We start from the raw sequence: 20,410 nt of genomic DNA, 5'->3' as shown, positions 1-20,410 counted from the left end.
CCGACGCCCCCATCATCACCACCGACGCACGCCACCGCGCCGACGCCAAGAGCGCCCTCATCACCCTCGTGGAACACGCACTCATGGCACGCCTGCGGTAGTCGTACCCGGCTCACGGCGAAGGCCCCCGTACTCCTCGGAGTGCGGGGGCCTTCGCCGTACGGGCCCGGGCCCGGCACGCGGCGTACAGGAGGCCCCGCGCCCCTCGCGTCATGCATGCAGAAGGCCCCCCGCTCCCCTTGCGGGGTGCGGGGGGCCTTCGGGGCCGGTGTGCGGCCGGGCCTCAGCCCTGCCAGCTGTGCGGGGCGCGGAAGCCCGGGGTGCGCTCCAGGCGGCGCCAGCCGGCGCTGGAGCGGGTGCGCTGGGCGGGGACGGCCGGGCCGGAGGCGGCGCGGGCGAGGAGGATCGCGGTGATCGCGGCCAGCTCCTCGGGCTCGGCGTGGCCCTTCTCTACGCGGAGCAGGGCGTCAGCGGGAGTGCTCATGGGGTGGCAGGTCTCCTTACTGCGGCGGGTTGCCGTGCTTGCGGGACGGGAGGTCGGCGTGCTTGTTGCGGAGCATCGTGAGGGAGCTGATGAGGACCTCGCGGGTCTCGGCCGGGTCGATGACGTCGTCGACCAGGCCGCGCTCTGCGGCGTAGTACGGGTGCATCAGCTCGGCCTTGTACTCCTTGACCATGCGGGCGCGCATGGCCTCGGGGTTCTCGGCCTCCGCGATCTGCTTGCGGAAGATCACGTTGGCGGCGCCCTCGGCACCCATGACCGCGATCTCGTTGGTCGGCCAGGCGTAGGTGAGGTCGGCGCCGATGGACTGGGAGTCCATGACGATGTACGCGCCGCCGTAGGCCTTGCGGAGGATCAGCGAGATCCGCGGCACGGTGGCGTTGCAGTAGGCGTACAGCAGCTTCGCGCCGTGGCGGATGATGCCGCCGTGCTCCTGGTCCACGCCGGGCAGGAAGCCGGGCACGTCCAGCAGCGTGATGATCGGGATGTTGAACGCGTCGCACATCTGGACGAAGCGCGCGGCCTTCTCGGAGGCCTCGATGTCGAGCACGCCGGCGAGGGACTGCGGCTGGTTGGCCACGATGCCCACGACCTGGCCGTCCATCCGGGCCAGCGCGCAGATGATGTTGCGCGCCCACCGCTCGTGGACCTCCAGGACGTCGCCGTCGTCGACGATCTCCTCGATGACCTTGTGCATGTCGTACGGGCGGTTGCCGTCGGCCGGGACCAGGTCGAGCAGCACGTCGGAGCGCCGGTCGGCCGGGTCGTCGGACTCGTGGACCGGCGGGTTCTCCCGGTTGTTCGACGGCAGCATCGAGATGAGGTAGCGGACCTCGGCGATGCAGGTCTCCTCGTCGTCGTACGCGAAGTGCGCGACGCCGGAGGTCTCGGCGTGCACGTCGGCGCCGCCGAGGCCGTTCTGGGAGATCTCCTCGCCGGTCACGGCGCGGACCACGTCCGGGCCGGTGATGAACATCTGCGAGGTCTCGCGGACCATGAAGACGAAGTCGGTCAGGGCCGGGGAGTACGCGGCGCCGCCGGCGCAGGGGCCGAGCATGACCGAGATCTGCGGGATGACCCCGGAGGCCTTGGTGTTGCGCTGGAAGATGCCGCCGTACCCGGCGAGCGCGGAGACGCCCTCCTGGATGCGGGCGCCGGCGCCGTCGTTCAGGGAGACCAGCGGGGCACCGGCCGCGATGGCCATGTCCATGATCTTGTGGATCTTCGTGGCGTGGGCCTCGCCCAGCGCTCCGCCGAAGATCCGGAAGTCGTGGGCGTAGACGAAGACCGTGCGGCCCTCCACCGTGCCCCAGCCCGTGATCACACCGTCGGTGTAGGGCTTGCGGGCCTCCAGGCCGAAGCCGGTGGCCCGGTGCCGGCGCAGCTGCTCGACCTCCCGGAACGAGCCCGCGTCGAGCAGGAGCTCGATGCGCTCGCGGGCGGTGAGCTTGCCCTTGGCGTGCTGGGCCTCGGTGGCGCGCTCACTGGGTCCGCGCCGCGCCTGCTCACGCAGGGCAAGCAGCTCGGCCACGCGGCCGCGAGCGTCCGTCGGCTCGCCGGGGGTCTCGTCCACAACGGTCATGTACCGACCTTACGAAAACGACCAAGCAAAACCCTCCGTTGGTTCCGTACAGTCTCCGGCCCTGTCCGCTGTCCAGGCCGGACAGAACCGGAGCTGGGGACAAGTGACCCACCAGTTGGGACTTCGGCCCTTTGTGGGTGGTTCACAAAAACGGCGACACGCGGCCCAAGAAGTTGAAATTTGAACGGAATGGGTCTACCGTCATTCTCGTTGAACATTCAACAACAGCCGGACCGGCCAGAGCCCGGCCCGGTCCACCGACCAGGAGGACGTCATGGGTCTCTTCACCCGCCGCAGCACCGCCAAGACCACCACCCCCGCCACCGCGGCCGCCGGCTCCGCCGTCGCCACCCTGGAAGCCGTGGACCCGGCCCTCGCCGCCCTCACCGGCGACTACACCGTCGACCCGGCCCACAGCAGCATCGGCTTCACCGTCCGGCACGCGATGGTCACCAACGTCCGCGGCTCCTTCGCCGAGCACGAGGGCCTGCTGCACCTCGACGGCACCGACCCCTCCCGCTCCACCGCGAGCATCGATGTCAAGATCGCCTCGATCGACACCGGCATCGCCGACCGCGACGGCCACCTGCGCAGCGCCGACTTCTTCGACGCCGAGCAGTTCCCCCTCATGCGCTTCCGCTCCACGGCGGCCGAGCAGCTGGGTGGCGGCACGTACCGCATCACCGGCGACCTGACCATCAAGGACGTCACCCGTCCGCTCTCCATCGACCTGGAGTTCAACGGCTCCGCCACCGACGTCTACGGCAACGAGCGCGTGGGCTTCGAGGGCAGCGCCGAGATCCTGCGCTCCGAGTGGGGCCTGACCTGGAACGCGGCCCTGGAGACCGGCGGCGTGATGGTCAGCGACAAGGTCAAGCTGACCTTCGACATCTCCGCCGTCAAGCAGGCCTGACCGGGTGGGGCCCGGACGACCGGCCCGCCAACCCGCCGGTGAGCGGCCCCGGGGGCGGCTAGGCCGTGTCTTCCGGATCTTGCCTGACCCGCGACGCCTGGCACCGCGCCTCGCCGCGTTGTCGGGCAGACCAAGTACGTCCAGTACGGCGGTCTACCCTCCGCCTTGCGATGCACGGCACCAGACGCCGCGGGCCTGACCGGCAATATCCGAAAGACACGACCTAGAAGCCGCCCCCGCCGTCGAAGCCGCCGCCTCCGCCGAAGTCCCCGCCCCCGCCGAAGTCCCCGCCTCCGAACCCGCCGCCGTCGAAGCCGGACGCGTCGAAGTCGGCGCCGGAGAAGTCGCCGCCCTCGAAACCCGTCCCGGCCGCGCCGAAGTCCGCCGCGTAGGCCGGGGTGCTCATCATCGAGCCGAGCAGGGTGCCCACCAGGAGGCCGGGCAGGATCCCGCCGCCGAAATAGCCGCCCGCCCAGGGCCCGTATGCCGGGCCCGCGTCGTAGTACGGGCGCGGCCCGCTCTCGGTGGCCACCGTCCGCACCATCGGCTCCCCGCCCTCCCTCAGCCGCACCGCGTCCGCCGCGCACACCGGCACCGTACGGGCGGCCCCGCCGGCCGGGGCCCACGCGGCGTCCTCGGTACTGGGCCCGTGCCGCGGGTCGAAGAAGCAGGGCGCGCGCCGCTCAGGCAGCGGCCTGCCCTCCCGGCGGGCGGCCAGCACGGCGAGTGCGAACCGTCCGTCCTCCAGCGCCTGGGTCACGCCCGTGACCTCCTCGGGCCGGGTGACCTTCCCCATGATCTGCTTGGCCCGGTCGTACGAGTCCAGCGCCCGCCCGTAGTCCGCGCGCATGGCCTCGTCGGCGCCCGGCTCCCCGGGGTGGAAGTCCAGCCGCTCCAGCTCCTCGCCGAAGGCCGTGATGTCCTCGTCGACGACCACCCGCAGCCGCTCGACGGCCTCGCGGGCGGCCTCCTCCTTCTTCCGGCGGCTGCGGCGGACCAGCAGGTACGCCCCGCCGCCGCCCGCCGCGGCCACCGCGCCGAGCGCGATCAACCCGCCGACCGGGGCGCCGTCGCCCGCTCCCCCGCCGCCGCTCCCCCAGGAGGCCGGGGCCCGGCCCGCGGCCTGGGCCAGGGCCTGGTCGACGAAGGTGTTCAGCTGGGTCGCCGCATCCACCGGGCCGCCGGACTTCACGGCGGCGGTGAGGTTGCGGACCGCGTTCACCGGCATGACGGCCGGGTCGGCCCCGGCGTTGAAGCGCTCCCCGAGCCGGACCGCGTACAGGCCGGTGATCCCGGTCTCGGTCCGCAGGGTCCGCAGGATGCTCGCGGCCGGGAACTCGGCGGTGTCCGGGAGCACCGCGACGAAGACGGGCTTGCCGGCGTCCTCGATCTTCTTCGCGAGCGCCGCCGCCTGCTCCGGGGGCAGCTGGGCCTCGGCGCGCGGGTCCACGTAGACGGGGCCCTCCCTGAGGGCTTCGGCCACGGCGGCGGGCCCGGTGGCCGCCTGCGCCTGCGGCGCCGCCGCGAAGGCGGTCGCCGACAGGGCCAGCAGCAGACCGGACAGTACGGATATCAGCCTGGTCCTCATGTCATCGACGCTACCTGAACAGGTACTTTCCCGTGTGAAGGGGACATAAGGACCGGGCCGGGGCGGCCCTACTCCAGGGCGTCCACCCCGGCGTGCAGCAGCCCGTACGTGAACGCGTCCACGATGGCCTCCCAGGAGGCTGCGATCACGTTGCCGGCCACGCCCACGGTGGACCACTCGCGGTGGCCGTCCGTGGTCGAGATCAGCACCCGGGTCGTGGACTCGGTGCCGTGCTTGCCTTCCAGGATGCGGACCCGGTAGTCCACCAGCTCGAACTTGCCGAGCTGCGGGTAGAGCCCCTCCAGGGCCACGCGCAGGGCCCGGTCCAGCGCGTTCACCGGGCCGTTGCCCTCGGCGGTGGCGACGATCCGCTCGCCCTTGGCCCACAGCTTCACGGTGGCCTCGTTGGCGTGGGTGCCGTCCGGCCGGGTCTCGGCGATGGCCCGCCAGGACTCCGTACGGAAGTACCGGCGCGCCCGGCCCTCGGCCTCGGCGCGCAGCAGCAGCTCGAAGGAGGCGTCGGCGGCCTCGTACGTGTAGCCCTTGAGCTCGCGCTCCTTGACCCGCTCGACCACGCGCGAGATCAGCGCCCGGTCCCCGCCCAGGTCGACGCCGAGCTCCTTCCCCTTGAGCTCGATCGAGGCCCGGCCGGCCATGTCGGAGACCAGCATCCGCATGGTGTTGCCGACCCGCTCGGGGTCGATGTGCTGGTAGAGGTCCGGGTCCACCTTGATGGCGGAGGCGTGCAGCCCGGCCTTGTGGGCGAAGGCCGAGACGCCCACGTACGGCTGGTGGGTGGAGGGGGTGAGGTTCACGACCTCGGCGATCGCGTGGGAGATCCGCGTCATCTCGGCCAGCGCCCCCGCGGGGAGCACCTTGCGGCCGTACTTGATCTCCAGGGCGGCGACCACGGGGAAGAGGTTGGCGTTGCCGACCCGCTCGCCGTAGCCGTTGGCCGTGCACTGCACGTGGGTGGCGCCGGCGTCCACCGCGGCGAGGGTGTTGGCCACCGCGCAGCCGGTGTCGTCCTGGGCGTGGATGCCCAGCCGGGCGCCGGTGTCGGCGAGCACGGTGGAGACGACGGCCTGGACCTGGGCGGGGAGCATGCCGCCGTTGGTGTCGCAGAGGATCACCACGTCGGCGCCGGCCTCGTGGGCGGTGCGGACGACGGACTTGGCGTACTCCGGGTTGGCGCGGTAGCCGTCGAAGAAGTGCTCGCAGTCCACGAACACCCGCCGGCCCTGCTCGCGCAGGTGGGAGACGGTGTCGCGGACCATCTCCAGGTTCTCTTCGAGGGTGGTGCGCAGCGCCAGCTCGACGTGCCGGTCGTGGGACTTGGCGACCAGGGTGATCACCGGGGCGCCGGACGCCAGCAGGGCCTTGACCTGCGGGTCCTCGGCGGCGGTGGCACCGGCCCGGCGGGTGGCGCCGAAGGCCACGAGCTTGGCGTGCTTGAAGTCGATCTCGGCCCGCGCCCGTGCGAAGAACTCGGTGTCCCGGGGGTTGGCACCCGGCCAGCCGCCCTCGATGAACCCGACCCCGAAGTCGTCCAGGTGACGGGCGATCGTCAGCTTGTCCGCGACCGTGAGGTTGATGCCTTCGCGCTGCGCCCCGTCGCGCAGCGTGGTGTCGAAGACATGGAAGCTGTCGTCGATGACCTCTGTCGTCATGCTGATCTGACTCCTGTCGGATGAGTGGCTCCGGATGCCCGGGATCCACCTGCCCCCATCATCCCCGCGCATCCGGCCCCCGGCAGGATGGGCCGGGAAACGAAAAAACCTCTCGCGGGTGCGAGAGGTCTGCGCGCGGGTCTGGAGGCACGGTGGCCGCTGCCGTGGGGTTGCGCCACGGTTCAGCGGTCACTGCGGACCGGCGCGCTGCTTCCCATAATCATGGTGAATGCATGCACGGTCCGCAGTCTGCCATACCGTCCGGGGCGAGCAGGTGCCGTCTCATCATCCGGTCTCAGGATGCGGGCGGGGCGGTCTCGGGGCCGAGGGTTTCGATGAGGAACTCCCGTGCGTGGGCGAGGATTTCCTCCCGCGCGAGGCCCGGCAGGCCGACCGCGAGCTGGATGCTGAAGCCGTCCAGCAGGGCGCGGATGCGGGTGGCGGCGCGGTCGGCGTCCACCGGGCGCAGCTCACCCCTCGAGATGCCCTCGGCGAGCAGGGCGACCAGGTCGCGGTGCCAGGCGCCCTCGATGGCGGCCTGCCGGTCGCGCTCCTCGGGGCCGGCGTTCTGCGAGCGGTTCCAGACCTCCAGCCAGAGGGTCCAGTGCGGGTCGCGGGGGCCGTCGGGCACGTAGAGGTCCACGTAGGCGGCAAGCCGTTCGCGCACCGGGGCGCGGCGGGAGAGCAGGGCCCCGCGCTCGGCGCCGAGCCGGCCCTCGCTCCACTCCAGGGTCTGGAGCAGCAGTTCGTCCTTGCTGCGGAAGTAGTAGAGGAGGTGGCCGCTGCTCATGCCCACTTCGCGGCCCAGGCCGGCCATGGTGAGGCCGTCCAGGCCGCGTTCGGCGATGGTGGCCATGGCGGCTGCGAGCACGTCCTCGCGCGGCGGCGCGTTCTTCCGCGCCCGTGCCCCACCCGCCATGGCCTTCTCCTCGCTCTACCGCCTGCGCCCTCGTCCGGTGCCGTCCGGCCGTCCGGGCTGTGCGGTCCTCGCGCCGCGGCCTCAGGCCTTCGGCTGCTGCTGGGTGATGCAGTGGATTCCGCCACCCCCGGCAAAGATCGTACGTGCGTCCACGAGCGTCACGGTCCGGCCGGGGAACAGGCCGCGGAAGATCTCGGCCGCCTCCTCGTCCCGCGGGTCGTCGAAGGCGCACAGGACCACGCCGTCGTTGCAGAGGAAGTGGTTGATGTACGAGTAGTCCACCCACTCGCCGTCCTCTTCGAGCACGGTCGGTGCGGGGATCTCCACGACCTCCAGCCGGCGGCCCTGCGCGTCGGTGGCGGCGCGCAGCAGGGCGGCGATGGTCTTGCAGCGCTCGTGGTCCGGGTGGGCCGGGTCGGGCTGGGTGTGGACCATGACCACGCCGGGGCGGGCGAAGGCCGCGACGATGTCCACGTGGCCCTGGGTGCCGTAGGTGCCGTAGTCGCCGGCCAGGCCGTACGGCAGCCAGATGGCCTTGGTGGTGCCGAGGTGGGCGTGGATCTCGGCCTCGACCTCGGCCCGGGTCCAGCCGGGGTTGCGGCCCTCGCCGAGCTGCACGGTGTCGGTGAGCAGGACGGTGCCCTCGCCGTCCACGTGGATGGCGCCGCCCTCGTTGACCAGGCGGGTGCTGAAGGTGCGGGTGCCGGCGAGGTCGGAGACGTGCCGGGCGATCTTGGAGTCGTGGTCCCAGCGGGCCCATTCCTGGGCGCCCCAGCCGTTGAAGGTCCAGTCGACGGCGGCCAGGGTGCCCTGCCCGTCGGTGACGAAGGTGGGGCCGATGTCGCGCATCCAGGCGTCGTCGAGTTCCCGCTCGACGACGGTGAGCGGGTGGCCCTCCCCGGCTCCGGCGATGGCGCGGGCCCCTTCGGCGTCTCCGGGGGAGACCACGAGGGTGACCGGCTCGTGGGTCCGCACGGCGCGGGCGACGGCGCCCCAGGCCTCGCGGGCCTCGGCGAGCTCCTGCTCGTTGGTGAAGGTCGGGTTGGGGCTGGGCCAGGCCATCCAGGTGCGCTCGTGGGGAGCCCACTCGGGGGGCATGCGGAAGCCTTCGGCGGCGGGGGTGCCGGCGGGGTGGGTCATCGTCGTGGTCCTTACGGGAATCACAGGAAGTACAGGCGGTTGAGGGCGATGGAGTCGGCGGCCGGGGACTGCAGCGGGCTGCCGTCGAGGGTGACGAGGCCGCTGGTGCGGTCCACGTCGACCGCGCCCACCCGGGAGTTGAGGAGCAGGTCCTCGGGTCCGATGCCGCGGGTGCCGCGGACGGCGACCCGACGGCGGCGCGTGGGCATCGCGTCGGCGCCGAGGGCGGCGGCCGCGCCGGAGACGAAGGCGACGGAGATGTCCGCGGCGGTGGCGCCGTGGGCGCCGAACTGCGGGCCGAGGACGAGGGGTTCGCAGGTGTCGGTGGCGGCGTTGGGGTCGCCGGTGACTCCGTAGGCGGGGAAGCCGGACTTCAGCACGAGCTGGGGCTTGGCGCCGAAGAACTGCGGGCGCCACAGCACGATGTCGGCGAGCTTGCCGACCTCCAGGGAGCCGATCTCGTGGGCCAGGCCGTGGGCGATGGCCGGGTTGATCGTCAGCTTGGCCATGTAGCGCAGCACCCGGGCGTTGTCGTCGCCCTCGCCGTCGCCCTCCAGCGGGCCCAGCTCGGCCTTCATCTTGGCCGCCATCGCGAACGTACGGCGTACGGTCTCGCCCGCCCGGCCCATGCCCTGCGCATCGGAGGAGGTGATGCCGATCGCCCCCAGGTCGTGCAGCACGTCCTCGGCGCCCATGGTCCCCGCCCGGATCCGGTCGCGGGCCATCGCGGCATCACCGGGGAGGTCCGGCTTGAGGTCGTGGACCGAGACGATCATGCCGTAGTGCTCGGCGACCGCGTCACGGCCGAACGGCAGGGTGGGATTGGTCGAGGAACCGATGACGTTGGGGACACCGGCCATCTTCAGCACGTTCGGCACGTGCCCGCCGCCGCAGCCCTCGATGTGGAAGGCGTGGATGGTCCGCCCCTCCAGCACCCGCAGGGTGTCCTCCACCGACAGGCACTCGTTCAGCCCGTCGCTGTGCAGCGCCACCTGCACGTCGTACTCCTCCGCCACCCGCAGCGCCGTGTCCAGCGCGCGGGTGTGCGCGCCCATGTCCTCGTGGACCTTGAAGCCGGAGGCGCCGCCTTCGGCGAGGGCCTCGACGAGCGGGGCGGGGTCCGAGGAGGAACCGCGGGCGAGGAAGCCGATGTTGACGGGCCAGGCGTCGAAGGCGTTGAACGCGTGCCGCAGGGCCCAGGGGGAGTTCACCCCCACGCCCCAGACGGGGCCGAACTCCTGGCCGATGACGGTGGTGACGCCGGCGGCGAGCGAGGCCTCCATGATGCGGGGGGAGAGCAGGTGGACGTGGGTGTCCACGGCGCCGGCGGTGGCGATCAGGCCCTCGCCGGAGACGATCGAGGTGCCGGTGCCGACGACCACGTCCACGCCGTCGAGGGTGTCGGGGTTGCCGGCCCGGCCGATCGCGTGGATCCGGCCCTCGCGGATGCCGATCGACACCTTCCGGATGCCGAGCACCGCATCGATGACCAGCACGTTGCTGATCACCACGTCGCAGGTCTCGCGGACCGCCGCCGCCTTCAGGTGCAGACCGTCGCGGGCCGTCTTGCCGAACCCGGCCAGGAACTCCTCCCCCGGCTTCTGGGCATCCGACTCCACCCGCACCGTCAGCCCGGAGTCCCCGAGCCGCACCCGGTCCCCCGCCCGCGGCCCGAACACCGCCGCGTACTCCCGCGGGTCGATGTGCCGGCTGCCGGGGGCGCAGTGGTCGCTGTGCTTGCTGGGCTTGCTCATCGCTGTCCTTCCTCCACACCGAGGTACCCGCAGGCCGCCGCGCGGCGCAGGGCCTCTTCCTTCGCGCCGGGAGCATCCAGCGGGCCGTCCACCAGCCCCGCGAAGCCGATCGCGATCCGGTCGCCGCCGATGCGGACCAGCCCCACCTCGGCCTCGCCGAGCGGGTCGAAGCGCACCGAGGAGCCAGCGGGGACGCACAGCCGCATGCCGTAGGCGGCGGCCCGGTCGAAGTCGAGCCGGGGGTTCGCCTCGAAGAAGTGGAAGTGCGAGGTCACGCTCACCGGCACGGTCGCCGTGTTCCGCACCGCCAGCCGCAGCTCCGGCTCGGCCGCGGGGCTCTCCGGTCCGGGCAGCACCGCTCCGGGGGCCTCGTCGCCGAGACCGGTGGCGCCCTTGATGGGTGCGGAGACCACGGCGAGCCGGGACCCGTCGTCGAAGACGGCCTCGACGTGCACCTCGGTCACCACGTCGGCGACCCCGGGCAGCACGTCGTCGGGGCCGAGGACGCTGCGCGCGGCCTCGATGGCCTCGGCGAGCCTCCGGCCGTCGCGGGCCGCCTCGCAGACGGTGTCCGCGATCAGGGCCGTCGCTTCCGGAACATTCAGTTTCAGGCCACGTGCCCGGCGGGCCCGGGCCAGCTCGGCCGCGCTGAACAGCAGGAGCCGGTCGCGCTCAGTGGGAGTCAGCCGCACGACGATCCACCACTCTTCCAGTCATCGGGTTAGAGCATCACTCTAACTCTTCATTTCCTTGCGCGGAATCATTGACCGGAGACCCGCAGCCAGGTCACATTGAGTGTCGCTCAAACTTTCCCTCGCCCCTGCCGCCCCAGCCAGGAGTCCCCATGCCGATAGAACAGCGCGGAGTCGACACGATCCCCGAGGCGGAACGCACGAGCAGTCCCCGTGACCTGATTTCGATCCTCCTCGGGTCCAATCTCTGCCTCGGCGTGATCGTCTTCGGCTGGCTGCCGCCCTCCTTCGGGCTGGGCCTGTGGCCCTCGGTCACCGCGATCGTCGCCGGAACCGTGGCCGGAATCGCGTTCACCGCGCCGCTCGCCCTCGTCTCCCTCCGTACGGCCACCAACCTGTCCACCTCCAGCGGGGCCCAGTTCGGCGTACGCGGCCGGCTCGTCGGCTCGGTGGTGGGCCTCCTGCTCTCCCTCGGCTACACCGCCCTCACGCTCTGGATCGGCGGGGACGTGATGGTCGGCGTGCTCTCCCGGCTGACCGGGCTGCCCGACACCGGGGCCACCCGCGGGGTGATGTACGGCGTACTGGCCGCGTGTACCGTCGTCGGGGCCGTCTTCGGCTACCGGCTGCTGCTGCGCATGAGCAAGCTGCTCGCCGTGGGCATGGTGCTCCTGCTCGCCGTCGGCGTGTTCGCGTACGCCGGGGACTTCACCACGGCCGCCCCGCCGGACACCGGCGGCTACCTGCTCGGCTCCTTCTGGCCCACCTGGCTGCTCGCGGCCGTCGCCGCCGGGCTCAGCGGGCCGGTGGCCTTCATCACCCTGCTCGGCGACTACACCCGCTACGTCTCCCCCGCGGCGCACAGCCCGCGGAAGGTCTACTGGGCCACCTGCCTGGGCCTGCTGGTGGGCCTGCTGACCCCGCAGCTGTTCGGCACGTACACGGCGCTGGCCTCCCGCGCCGGGGCCGAGTACGCCGGGCCGCTGGTGGAGGCCTCCCCCGCCTGGTACCTGCTGCCGCTGTTCGCGGCCGCCGCGGCCGGCTCGGTCGGCAACGCGGGGCTGATGCTCTACTCCATGGGCCTGGACCTGGACGCGATCGTGCCGAAGACCACCCGCACCCGGGCCACCGTGATCGCCGCGGTGGTGGCCACCGGCTTCGTGTTCCTCGGCTCCTTCGCCTGGGACGCCCAGTCCGCGATGACCTCGTTCGTCCTGCTGCTCACCGCGATCGGCACCCCCTGGGCGGTCATCACGCTCATCGGCTACGTGCGCTGCCGCAGGGAGTACGACGCGGATGCGCTCCAGGTGTTCAACCGAAGGGCCCGCGGCGGCGTCTACTGGTACAGCGCCGGGTGGAACCTCCGCGCGACCGCGTCCTGGGCGCTGGGCGCCGCGGTGGGCCTGGCCGCCGTGTCCACACCGCTGTACGAGGGGCCGCTGCTGGCCCTGACCGGCGGGGTGGACTGCAGCTTCATCCTGTCGGGGCTGTCGGGCGGACTGGTCTACGCGGCGCTCACGGTCCGGCGGGGGACGGCGGCGCAGCCGGCCGAACCCGCCGGGAGGATCGCGGCCGTCGTCGACTGACGGGGGCCTGACACGGGGAGTGGAATGGAAGAGGCAGCGTTCGTCCTGGGCAAGGTCGTCAGGGGGATTGCGGGACTGATGTACCTGTGCGGCGACGCCCTGACGGCGATGGTCACGGACGGCACCGGCCGGGGCGGCCCCCGCAGGACCCGCGGGCGCAAGCGCTGAGACCGGGGGCCGGGACCGGCGACACGGGGAAGGGCCCCGCGCACGAGGTGTGCGCGGGGCCCTTCCGCGTCCGATGTGGGCGCACCGCCCGGCGGCGCACTAGCCCAGGGGGTGCATCCAGCCGTGGGTGTCCTCGGCGCGGCCGGTCTGGAGGTCGAGGAGCGCCTTGCGGAGCTTCATGGTGACCTCGCCGGGCTCGCCGTTGCCCTGGGTCCACTCGGCGCCCTTGGACTTGACCGAGCCGACCGGGGTGATCACGGCGGCGGTGCCGCAGGCGAAGACCTCGGTCAGGGTGCCGTTCTCGTTGTCGCGCTTCCAGTCCTCGGTGGAGATGCGCCCCTCCTCGGCGGTGTAGCCGAGGTCGCGGGCGATGGTCAGCAGCGAGCTGCGGGTGATGCCCGGGAGCAGCGAGCCGGTGAGCTCGGGGGTGACGATGCGGTCCCCGTACACGAAGTACAGGTTCATGCCGCCCATCTCCTCGATCCAGCGGTGCTCGACGGCGTCGAGCCAGACCACCTGGTCGCAGCCGTGCTGGGCGGCCTCGGCCTGGGCCACGAGGGAGGCCGCGTAGTTGCCGCCGGTCTTCGCGGCGCCGGTGCCGCCCTTGACCGCGCGGACGTAGTCCTCGGAGAGCCAGACCGAGACCGGCTTCACGCCGCCGGGGAAGTACGCGCCGGCCGGGGAGGCGATCACCATGAAGGTGAACTCGTTGGCCGGGCGGACGCCCAGGCCGACCTCGCTCGCGAACATGAAGGGCCGCAGGTAGAGGGAGGCCTCGCCGGAGGAGGGCACCCAGGCGCGGTCCTGCTCGACGAGGGCGTCGCAGGCGGCGATGAACAGCTCGTCGGGCAGCTCCGGCATGGCCATGCGGCGGGCGGAGGCGCGGAACCGGTCGGCGTTGGCCTCCGGACGGAAGGTGGCGACGGTGCCGTCGGGCTGGCGGTAGGCCTTGAGGCCCTCGAAGATCGTCTGCGCGTAGTGCAGGGTCATGTTCGCCGGGTCCATCGACAGCGGCGCGTAGGGGACCAGCTCGGCGTCGTGCCAGCCGCGGCCCTCGGTCCACTTGATCGTCACCATGTGGTCGGTGAAGTGGCGGCCGAATCCCGGGCTGGCCAGGATCGCCTCACGCTCCGCGTCGGACAGCGGGTTCGCAGAGGGCTTGAGCTCGATCGTGGGCGTCGTCATGAGTGCATGTCCTTCACCGGTTGTGTGGAGTGGACCGCGCTCAACGGCGTACCAGGACGTCCGAGCTTCCCCGCATTCCGCGGCCCCGCGTTCGATTATCGCGCGGGACCCGGCTCGGGAGAAACGGGGTGGTGTGCGGCCCAGGGGAGATGGTGGCACCCGGAGACCGCACAGGAGAAGCCGCCGGGTGCCCGGAGGGGGCGGAGCCGGCGGCTTTCCCTGGTGGAGCGGGGGCGCGGCCGGGTCAGCCGGCTACCCGGGCGGCGAGGGCGTCGCCGATCTGGTCGGTGCTGCGGAAGCTGCCGTCGCGCTCGGCGAGGTCGGCGGAGACCGCGTCCTCGATGCGGGCGGCCTGGTCCTCGTAGCCGAGGTGGCGCAGCAGGAGGGCGACCGAGAGGACCGTGGCGGTCGGGTCGGCCTTGCCGGTGCCGGCGATGTCCGGGGCCGAGCCGTGGACGGGCTCGAACATGGACGGGAAGGCGCCGGTCGGGTTGATGTTGCCGGAGGCGGCCAGGCCGATGCCGCCGGTCACGGCCGCGGCCAGGTCGGTGAGGATGTCGCCGAAGAGGTTGTCCGTGACGATGACGTCGAAGCGCTCGGGCTGGGTGACGAAGAAGATCGTCGCCGCGTCCACGTGCAGGTAGTCGGTGGTGACCTCGGGGTACTCGCGGCCGACCGCGTCGAAGATGTTCTTCCACAGGTGGCCCGCGTACACGAGCACGTTGTTCTTGTGGACGAGCGTCAGCTTCTTGCGCGGGCGGGCGTTGGCCCGCTCGTACGCGTCGCGGACCACGCGCTCGACGCCGTAGGCCGTGTTGACGCTGACCTCGGTGGCCACCTCGGCGGGGGTGCCGGTGCGCAGCGAGCCGCCGTTGCCCGTGTAGGGGCCCTCGGTGCCTTCGCGTACGACGACGAAGTCGATGTCCGGGCGGCCGGCGAGGGGGGTGGCCGTGTTCGGGAAGAGCTTCGACGGGCGCAGGTTGATGAAGTGGTCGAAGGCGAAGCGGAGCTTGAGCAGGAGGCCGCGCTCCAGGACGCCGGAGGGGACCGAGGGGTCGCCGATGGCGCCGAGCAGGATCGCGTCGTGCTGCTTGAGCGCTTCGAGGTCCGCGTCCGGGAGGGTCTCGCCGGTGCGGTGCCAGCGGCGGGCGCCGAGGTCGTATTCCTTGGTCTCCAGCTTCACGTCCTGGGGCAGGACCGCGGTGAGGACCTTGAGGCCCTGCGCCACCACTTCCTGACCGATGCCGTCACCGGGGATCACTGCGAGATTGATGCTGGTCGCCATGACGGAACCGTACTCCCTGTCCCATCCGTTGACACGTCCCGTCCGGATAGTGGACGGGACGTGTCAGCGGTCCGTCAGCGGGAGCTCAGTGGCCGGTGGCCCCGCCGTTGTCGCGGCGGTCCAGGGCGCGCTGCAGGGCGGCGGCGGCGTTCTGGCGCTCGGCACCCGCGGAGTGCGCGGAGCGGCGGACACGGCGGGCGGGGGCGTTCTTGGTCATGGTGATCGACTCCTTGAGATCACGGGCGGCCGGACACGGGAGGGGCCGCTGATGAGGGGGGTTCTCCAAGGCGCCGGAAGGGGCGGGGAGCCAGGGCCCGCAGGGGTTGCCTGCACGGGGGCGCATGCTCACGGCCGCCATTCGCCGGATCGGCGAGACGTTCGGCTCCTACAAAGCTAGGGCAGTTCCCGCTGTATGTCTCCGCAATTACTCGGACTTCCTAGCATCTGAGACGGGCTTCACCCGGCCGGGCCGCGCCAGGGGGCCCGGCCGGTCAGCGCCGCTGCGCCCGGAGCTCCCGTACGAGGGCCTGGACCGCGCGGGTCGCGGCCAGCTCCGGGGTGGTCACGTACCCCACCGAGCGCACCGGACCCTCCGGGCCCAGTCGGGTGATGCCCACTCCGGGCGGCGCGTCCGCCAGCGAGAGGGCGGGCATGACGGCCATGCCGAGCCCGCGCTCCACCATCGTCACGACCATGGCGTCGTCCTCGGCCCGGACCGTGGCCTGCGGGATCCAGTCCTGGGCGTGCCACCAGGCCCGGGTGTACGAGCCGCAGTTCTCGTCCCAGTCCAGCAGCGGCAGGCTGCGCGGGTCGGGGTGGCCGGCCGGGTGCACCAGCGCGTAGTCCTCCTCCAGCAGCACCCCGCCGGTCAGGCCCGCGGGGATGCCGTCCTTGCCGTCCCTGGCGTTGAGGGTGGCGATGCCGAGGTCGGCCCGGCCGGCCAGGACCTCGCCCGAGGTGCCCGCGCCCAGCTCCCGGACCACCCGCACCTCCGCCGTCAGGGCGGGGTGCCGGACCCGCAGCCGCTCCAGGACCGGCGGCAGCAGGTGCAGGGCCGCGCTGCGGAAGGCCGCGATGCGGACCGTCCCGTCGACGGGACGGTCCGCGCCCCCCTCGCCCTGCCCGGCGGCCCGGGCCTCCGCGGCCAGGGTGTCCAGCAGCCGCAGGATCCGGCGGGCGTGGCCCGCGGCCCGCTCGCCTGCCGGGGTGGGGCGGGCGCCGCGCCGGCCGCGCTCGAAGAGCACCGCGCCGATCTTGGCCTCGCTGGCCCGCACCGAGTGCGAGACTGCCGACTGGGTCAGGCCCAGTGCGGCGGCGGCCGCGGAGAAGCCGCCCGCGTCCGCGACGGCCACCAGGATCCTCAGCTCCTGCGGTCCGAGCTCGGCCATCAGGTCCCCCACCTCGTTCTATGAGCAGAATTCATGCAACTGCGGCTGCCATGAACCCAACCCCCTGCCCGGCCGCCGCATTCCCTCCTAACGTCACCGTCATGAGCACGCAGACCGGCTACGCCATCCACCAGACCGCCCGCCCCAACGGATTCCCGACCGCCGCCGAGTTCGACGTCGTGGCGGCCCCGGTCCCCTCCCCCGCCCCCGGCACCGCCGTGGTGGAGAACCTCTTCCTGTCCGTCGACCCGTACCACCGCCAGATGATGGACGGCGGCGAGGGCGGCTTCGAGCTGGGCTCCCCGCTGGAGGGCCGGGCCGTCGGCCGGGTCGTGGAGTCCGCGGACCCCGGGCTGCGCGAGGGCGACCTCGTCTTCCACCGGCAGGGCTGGCGCACCCACGCCCTGGTGACCGCGGGCGCCAACGGCACCCGCAAGGTCCGCGCGTACGAGGGGGTGCCGCTCTCCGCGCACCTGGGCATCCTCGGCGGCACGGGACTGACGGCGTACGTCGCCCTCACCCGCACGGCCGCCCTGCGCGAGGGCGAGGACCTGTTCGTGTCCGCCGCGGCGGGCGGGGTCGGGACCGCCACCGCCCGGATCGCGCGGCTGCTCGGGGCCGGCCGGATCGTCGGCAGCGCCGGATCGGCCGCCAAGGCCGCCCACCTGACCGCGCACGTGGGCTTCGACGCGGCCTTCGACTACCACGACGGGCCGGTGGGCGAGCAGCTCGCGAAGGCCGCCCCCGGGGGCATCGACGTCTACGTGGACAACGTGGGCGGGGACCACCTGGAGGGCGCGATCGACAACCTGCGTCCCTTCGGCCGCATCGCGGCCGTCGGGGCCATCTCCTCGTACCACCGGGGCGGCAGCGCCCCCGGCCCGCGCAACCTGCTGGAGATCGTGGAGAAGTCGCTGCGCATGGAAGGCGTATTGGTCCGCAACCACACCAATGTCCAGGAGGAGCTGGAGGAGTTCCTCGTGCCGCACCTGCGCAGCGGGGCCGTCACCTCCGACGACACCGTGGTCAAGGGATTCGACCGCACGGTCGAGGCCTTCCTCGGCATGCTGCGCGGCGAGAACACCGGCAAAATGCTCGTCCAGGTACAGGACTGAACGAACTCCCGCTCCGGCAGCGGAAGTTCACCGATCCCTTACTGCACGGACCTAGACCTTTGGACTGCCCTCCCCCACCCTTGCCTCGGCGTGCCGCCCGGGCACGCACGGGACACGAGAGGCAGGGCATGACTCCCATCAGCCGCAGGGGATTCGTGGGGATCGGGGCCGGGCTGGCGGCGGGGGCGGCCCTGCCCGCCGCGCCCGCCTCGGCGGCGGCAGCGGCCGCCACCGGCACCCTCACCGACGTGCAGCACGTGGTGGTCCTCATGCAGGAGAACCGCAGCTTCGACCACTACTTCGGCCGCCTCAAGGGGGTCCGCGGTTTCGGCGACCGGGCGGCGGGCAACATCCCGGGCGGCTGGGGCACGTTCAACCAACCCGCCTGGGGCGGCCGGCAGTACCCGTGGCGGCTCGGCGACACCCCGCCCGCCGGCGGGGCCGACGGCGCGACCCTGGCCCAGTGCACCGGAGACCTGCCGCACAGCTGGACCTCCCAGCACGCCGCGTGGAACAAGGGCCGGCTGGACAACTGGGTCACCGGGGTGGGCAACGTCCGCACCCTCGGACACCTCGACCGCGCGGACATCCCGTTCCACTACGCGCTCGCCGACCACTACACGGTGTGCGACGCCTACTTCTGCTCCGCCCTCAGCGCGACCGGACCCAACCGCACCTTCCTGTGGAGCGGGAAGATCGACGCCGCCAGCAAGGACGGCGGCGAGGAGTCCGGGCTCACCTGGGAGACGTACGCGGAGGCCCTCCAGCGGGCCGGCGTGAGCTGGCGGGTCTACCAGAACGCCCAGGACAACTACGGGGACAACGGCCTCGCCTACTTCAAGAAGTTCACCGACGCCCGCCCCGGGGACCCGCTCCACGACCGCGGCATGGCCTCGGTCCCCCGGGTCACCGGCTCCACCCCCGACGACATCGCCGCCGCCATCCGCGCCGACGTGCTCGCCGGCACCCTGCCCCAGGTCTCGTGGGTGGTCGCGAGCGAGGCCTTCTCCGAGCACCCGTACGCCCCGCCCGGCGACGGGGCCCACTTCGTCGACCTGGTCTACCGGGCGCTCGCCGCGGACCCGGAGGTGTTCGACTCCACCGTCCTCTTCCTCAACTACGACGAGAACGACGGCTTCTTCGACCACGTGCCGCCTCCCGTGGCCCCGCCCGGCACGGCCGGCGAGTACCTCGACGGGGTCCCCGTCGGCCTCGGCTTCCGGGTGCCCATGCTGGTGATGTCCCCGTGGACCCGGGGCGGCTGGGTCAGCTCCGAGGTCTTCGACCACACCAGCGTGCTGCGCTTCCTGGAGCAGTGGACCGCCGCCCTGGGCACCCCCGCGGTCTGCCCGCACATCAGCGCCTGGCGGCGCAAGGTGACCGGGGACCTCACCGGGCTCTTCGACTTCGCCCACCCGGTCTACGGGATCCCCGCCGGGCTCCCCCCGACCGCGAAGGTCATCGGCCAGGCCACCTGCGGGCCGCTGCCCAACCCGGCCCCGCAGAACAACGCCCTGCCCGTCCAGGAGCCCGGCACCCGGCCCGCCCGGCCCCTGCCGTACCAGCCGAACGGCAACCTGACCCGGCTGGAGTTCGGGGCCGCGGGCAAGATCCTCGCCTGGTTCGACATGAGCAACCTGGGCACCGAGGCGAAGCGGGCGGCGCACTTCTCGATCCATCCGCACCAGTACCGCAACACCGAGGCCTGGCAGTACACGGTGGACCCCGGCACCACCGCGTCCGACTGGTTCTCCATCGGCCTGGGCTCGGGCGCGGGGAAGTACGACATCTCCATGTACGGCCCGAACCGCTTCCTGCGCCGCTTCATCGGAGACGCCAACAAGCCCGGCAAGTCCCTGGAGGTGGCGGCCCGTTACGCGGTGGAGCAGGGCACGGGCAAGACGGCGGTCTGGTTCAGGATGACCAACTCCTCCGCCGCCCCGGTCACGTTCACCATCCGCTCCAACGCCTACCGCAGCGACGGCCCGTGGACCTACACGGTCCCCGCGAACTCCTCCCGCGAGGACTTCTTCAACGCGGTGGCCTACACCCAGGGCTGGTACGACTTCACGGTCCTCGCGGACTCCGACGGCACCTGGTCCCGCCGCTACACCGGCCACATCGAAACCGGCTCCCCCAGCATCACCGGCTGACCACTCCCCCTTCCCCGACCGGACCGCCCCCCGCAACCGCCCCACCCGCAAGCCGCTCTTCCAGCCGCCCGAGGTCCTGCCGGCTCACACCGGCGTGCAGCAGGTACTCCCCGGGGCGCAGCAGCCAGTGCGCCGCGGCCCGGGCCTGCTCGTACACGGTGGTGTTGTGCTCCGCCAGGTAGGCGTCCACCTCCGACCGGTCGTACGGGCGGCCCAGAGCCTCGTACAGGGCCCGCACCTGCGGCTCGCTCAGCCCGTGGTCGACGGCCACCTCCGAGGGGAGGGCGCCCATCAGGCGCAGCAGCACGAGGGCGACCAGCCCGGTGCGGTCCCGGCCCAGCGCGCAGTGGAAGGCCACCCCGCCGGGCTCGGCGCGGGCGATCGCGGTGGCCACCGCGGCCACGCGGTCGGGGAAGCGGCGCAGGAAAGGCCGGAAATAGGCGGGGGTTCCGAATGCCGGAGTGCCCCACCAGCGGTCCCAGAAGTCCCGGTGCTCGACTCCGTCGAGCGGGATGTGCAGGGTGGCCACCCCCGCCGGCCGGGGCGCCGCGTCCTGGTCCGGACCTGCGGTCTCGTCCGGGTTGCGCAGGTCGATGACGGTGCGGACGCCGTGGGCGTACAGCTGCTCCCAGCCGCGCGCGGTGAGCGCGCCGAGCCGGTCGGCGCGGACCAGGCTGCCGGGGGCGACCCGGCCCAGGCCTCCCAGGTCGCGGACGTTGAAACATCCTTCCCACGCAAGGATTCGGCTGGCATGCGCGTCGGTCATAGTC

18 protein-coding genes and 1 pseudogene are annotated in these 20,410 nt (G+C 72.5%); 6 read left to right on the top strand and 13 right to left on the bottom strand.

The features are described from left to right. Positions 1-101: pseudogene (locus ACZ407_RS25495) on the top strand (ATP-binding protein); the annotation flags it as partial. A gap of 182 nt (positions 102-283) precedes the next feature. Here the strand turns inward: ACZ407_RS25495 and ACZ407_RS25490 are convergent. Beyond that, entirely contained in the window at positions 284-484 is a 201-nt protein-coding gene (locus tag ACZ407_RS25490; protein ID WP_468132048.1) for an acyl-CoA carboxylase subunit epsilon, read from the bottom strand. A gap of 16 nt (positions 485-500) precedes the next feature. Next, on the bottom strand, positions 501-2,084 hold the full coding sequence (locus ACZ407_RS25485) for an acyl-CoA carboxylase subunit beta (RefSeq protein WP_468132046.1): 1,584 nt from the start codon (positions 2,082-2,084) through the stop codon (positions 501-503). A 274-nt stretch (positions 2,085-2,358) separates the two neighbouring features. Here ACZ407_RS25485 and ACZ407_RS25480 point away from each other — a divergent pair, with 274 nt between their 5' ends. Further along, positions 2,359-2,997 carry a YceI family protein gene (locus tag ACZ407_RS25480; protein WP_468132044.1) on the top strand — a complete coding sequence of 213 codons (639 nt, stop codon included), beginning with the start codon at positions 2,359-2,361 and terminating at the stop codon, positions 2,995-2,997. A gap of 223 nt (positions 2,998-3,220) precedes the next feature. On the opposite strand, the gene ACZ407_RS25475 is transcribed toward ACZ407_RS25480, so the two are convergent. The 6 genes from ACZ407_RS25475 to ureA form a co-directional block, all read right to left on the bottom strand. Then, positions 3,221-4,585 carry a hypothetical protein gene (locus tag ACZ407_RS25475; RefSeq protein ID WP_468132042.1) on the bottom strand — a complete coding sequence of 455 codons (1,365 nt, stop codon included), beginning with the start codon at positions 4,583-4,585 and terminating at the stop codon, positions 3,221-3,223. 68 nt (positions 4,586-4,653) lie between these two features. Then, positions 4,654-6,255: a citramalate synthase gene (gene cimA / locus ACZ407_RS25470; protein ID WP_468132040.1), complete on the bottom strand. Its 1,602-nt coding sequence runs from the start codon at positions 6,253-6,255 to the stop codon at positions 4,654-4,656. 295 nt (positions 6,256-6,550) lie between these two features. Next, complete coding sequence (locus ACZ407_RS25465) at positions 6,551-7,174, bottom strand: TetR/AcrR family transcriptional regulator (RefSeq protein ID WP_468132038.1); 624 nt, start codon at positions 7,172-7,174, stop codon at positions 6,551-6,553. Between the two features lie 81 nt (positions 7,175-7,255). Continuing rightward, entirely contained in the window at positions 7,256-8,314 is a 1,059-nt protein-coding gene (locus tag ACZ407_RS25460; protein WP_468132036.1) for an agmatine deiminase family protein, read from the bottom strand. Positions 8,315-8,334: 20 nt separating this feature from the next. Next, the gene (locus ACZ407_RS25455) at positions 8,335-10,068 is read right to left on the bottom strand and encodes an urease subunit alpha (RefSeq protein ID WP_468132034.1); all 1,734 of its coding nucleotides are present in this window, start codon (positions 10,066-10,068) and stop codon (positions 8,335-8,337) included. Next, entirely contained in the window at positions 10,065-10,760 is a 696-nt protein-coding gene (gene ureA, locus ACZ407_RS25450; protein WP_468132032.1) for an urease subunit gamma, read from the bottom strand. Before ureA ends, ACZ407_RS25455 begins: the two co-directional genes overlap by 4 nt. A gap of 152 nt (positions 10,761-10,912) precedes the next feature. Here ureA and ACZ407_RS25445 point away from each other — a divergent pair, with 152 nt between their 5' ends. Then, positions 10,913-12,346 carry a cytosine permease gene (locus tag ACZ407_RS25445; RefSeq protein WP_468132030.1) on the top strand — a complete coding sequence of 478 codons (1,434 nt, stop codon included), beginning with the start codon at positions 10,913-10,915 and terminating at the stop codon, positions 12,344-12,346. Between the two features lie 24 nt (positions 12,347-12,370). Beyond that, the gene (locus ACZ407_RS25440; protein ID WP_468132028.1) at positions 12,371-12,514 is read left to right on the top strand and encodes a hypothetical protein; all 144 of its coding nucleotides are present in this window, start codon (positions 12,371-12,373) and stop codon (positions 12,512-12,514) included. A gap of 99 nt (positions 12,515-12,613) precedes the next feature. Here the strand turns inward: ACZ407_RS25440 and ACZ407_RS25435 are convergent, their stop codons facing one another. From ACZ407_RS25435 to ACZ407_RS25420, 4 genes are all read right to left on the bottom strand, one after another. Beyond that, positions 12,614-13,699, bottom strand: coding sequence for a branched-chain amino acid aminotransferase (locus tag ACZ407_RS25435; RefSeq protein ID WP_468132026.1), 1,086 nt, complete (start codon positions 13,697-13,699; stop codon positions 12,614-12,616). 244 nt (positions 13,700-13,943) lie between these two features. Beyond that, positions 13,944-14,984 (bottom strand): 3-isopropylmalate dehydrogenase, encoded by a 1,041-nt coding sequence (locus tag ACZ407_RS25430; protein ID WP_468132024.1) that lies wholly within the window; start codon positions 14,982-14,984, stop codon positions 13,944-13,946. An 85-nt stretch (positions 14,985-15,069) separates the two neighbouring features. Continuing rightward, on the bottom strand, positions 15,070-15,201 hold the full coding sequence (locus ACZ407_RS25425; RefSeq protein ID WP_468132022.1) for a hypothetical protein: 132 nt from the start codon (positions 15,199-15,201) through the stop codon (positions 15,070-15,072). 274 nt (positions 15,202-15,475) lie between these two features. Further along, on the bottom strand, positions 15,476-16,372 hold the full coding sequence (locus ACZ407_RS25420; protein ID WP_468132020.1) for a LysR family transcriptional regulator: 897 nt from the start codon (positions 16,370-16,372) through the stop codon (positions 15,476-15,478). A 101-nt stretch (positions 16,373-16,473) separates the two neighbouring features. On the opposite strand from ACZ407_RS25420, the gene ACZ407_RS25415 reads away from it, so the two are divergent. Next, positions 16,474-17,487, top strand: coding sequence for a zinc-binding dehydrogenase (locus tag ACZ407_RS25415; protein WP_468132018.1), 1,014 nt, complete (start codon positions 16,474-16,476; stop codon positions 17,485-17,487). A gap of 128 nt (positions 17,488-17,615) precedes the next feature. Then, positions 17,616-19,640 (top strand): phosphocholine-specific phospholipase C, encoded by a 2,025-nt coding sequence (locus tag ACZ407_RS25410; RefSeq protein WP_468132016.1) that lies wholly within the window; start codon positions 17,616-17,618, stop codon positions 19,638-19,640. Here ACZ407_RS25410 and ACZ407_RS25405 read toward each other — a convergent pair. Then, complete coding sequence (locus ACZ407_RS25405; protein WP_468132014.1) at positions 19,630-20,406, bottom strand: tyrosine-protein phosphatase; 777 nt, start codon at positions 20,404-20,406, stop codon at positions 19,630-19,632. The two genes, ACZ407_RS25410 and ACZ407_RS25405, sit on opposite strands and share 11 nt — an antisense overlap. Between the last annotated feature and the right edge of the window lie 4 nt (positions 20,407-20,410).

This window comes from Streptomyces sp. NPDC030809 (assembly GCF_055572195.1).
This window is presented reverse-complemented; position numbering and strand designations above follow the sequence as displayed.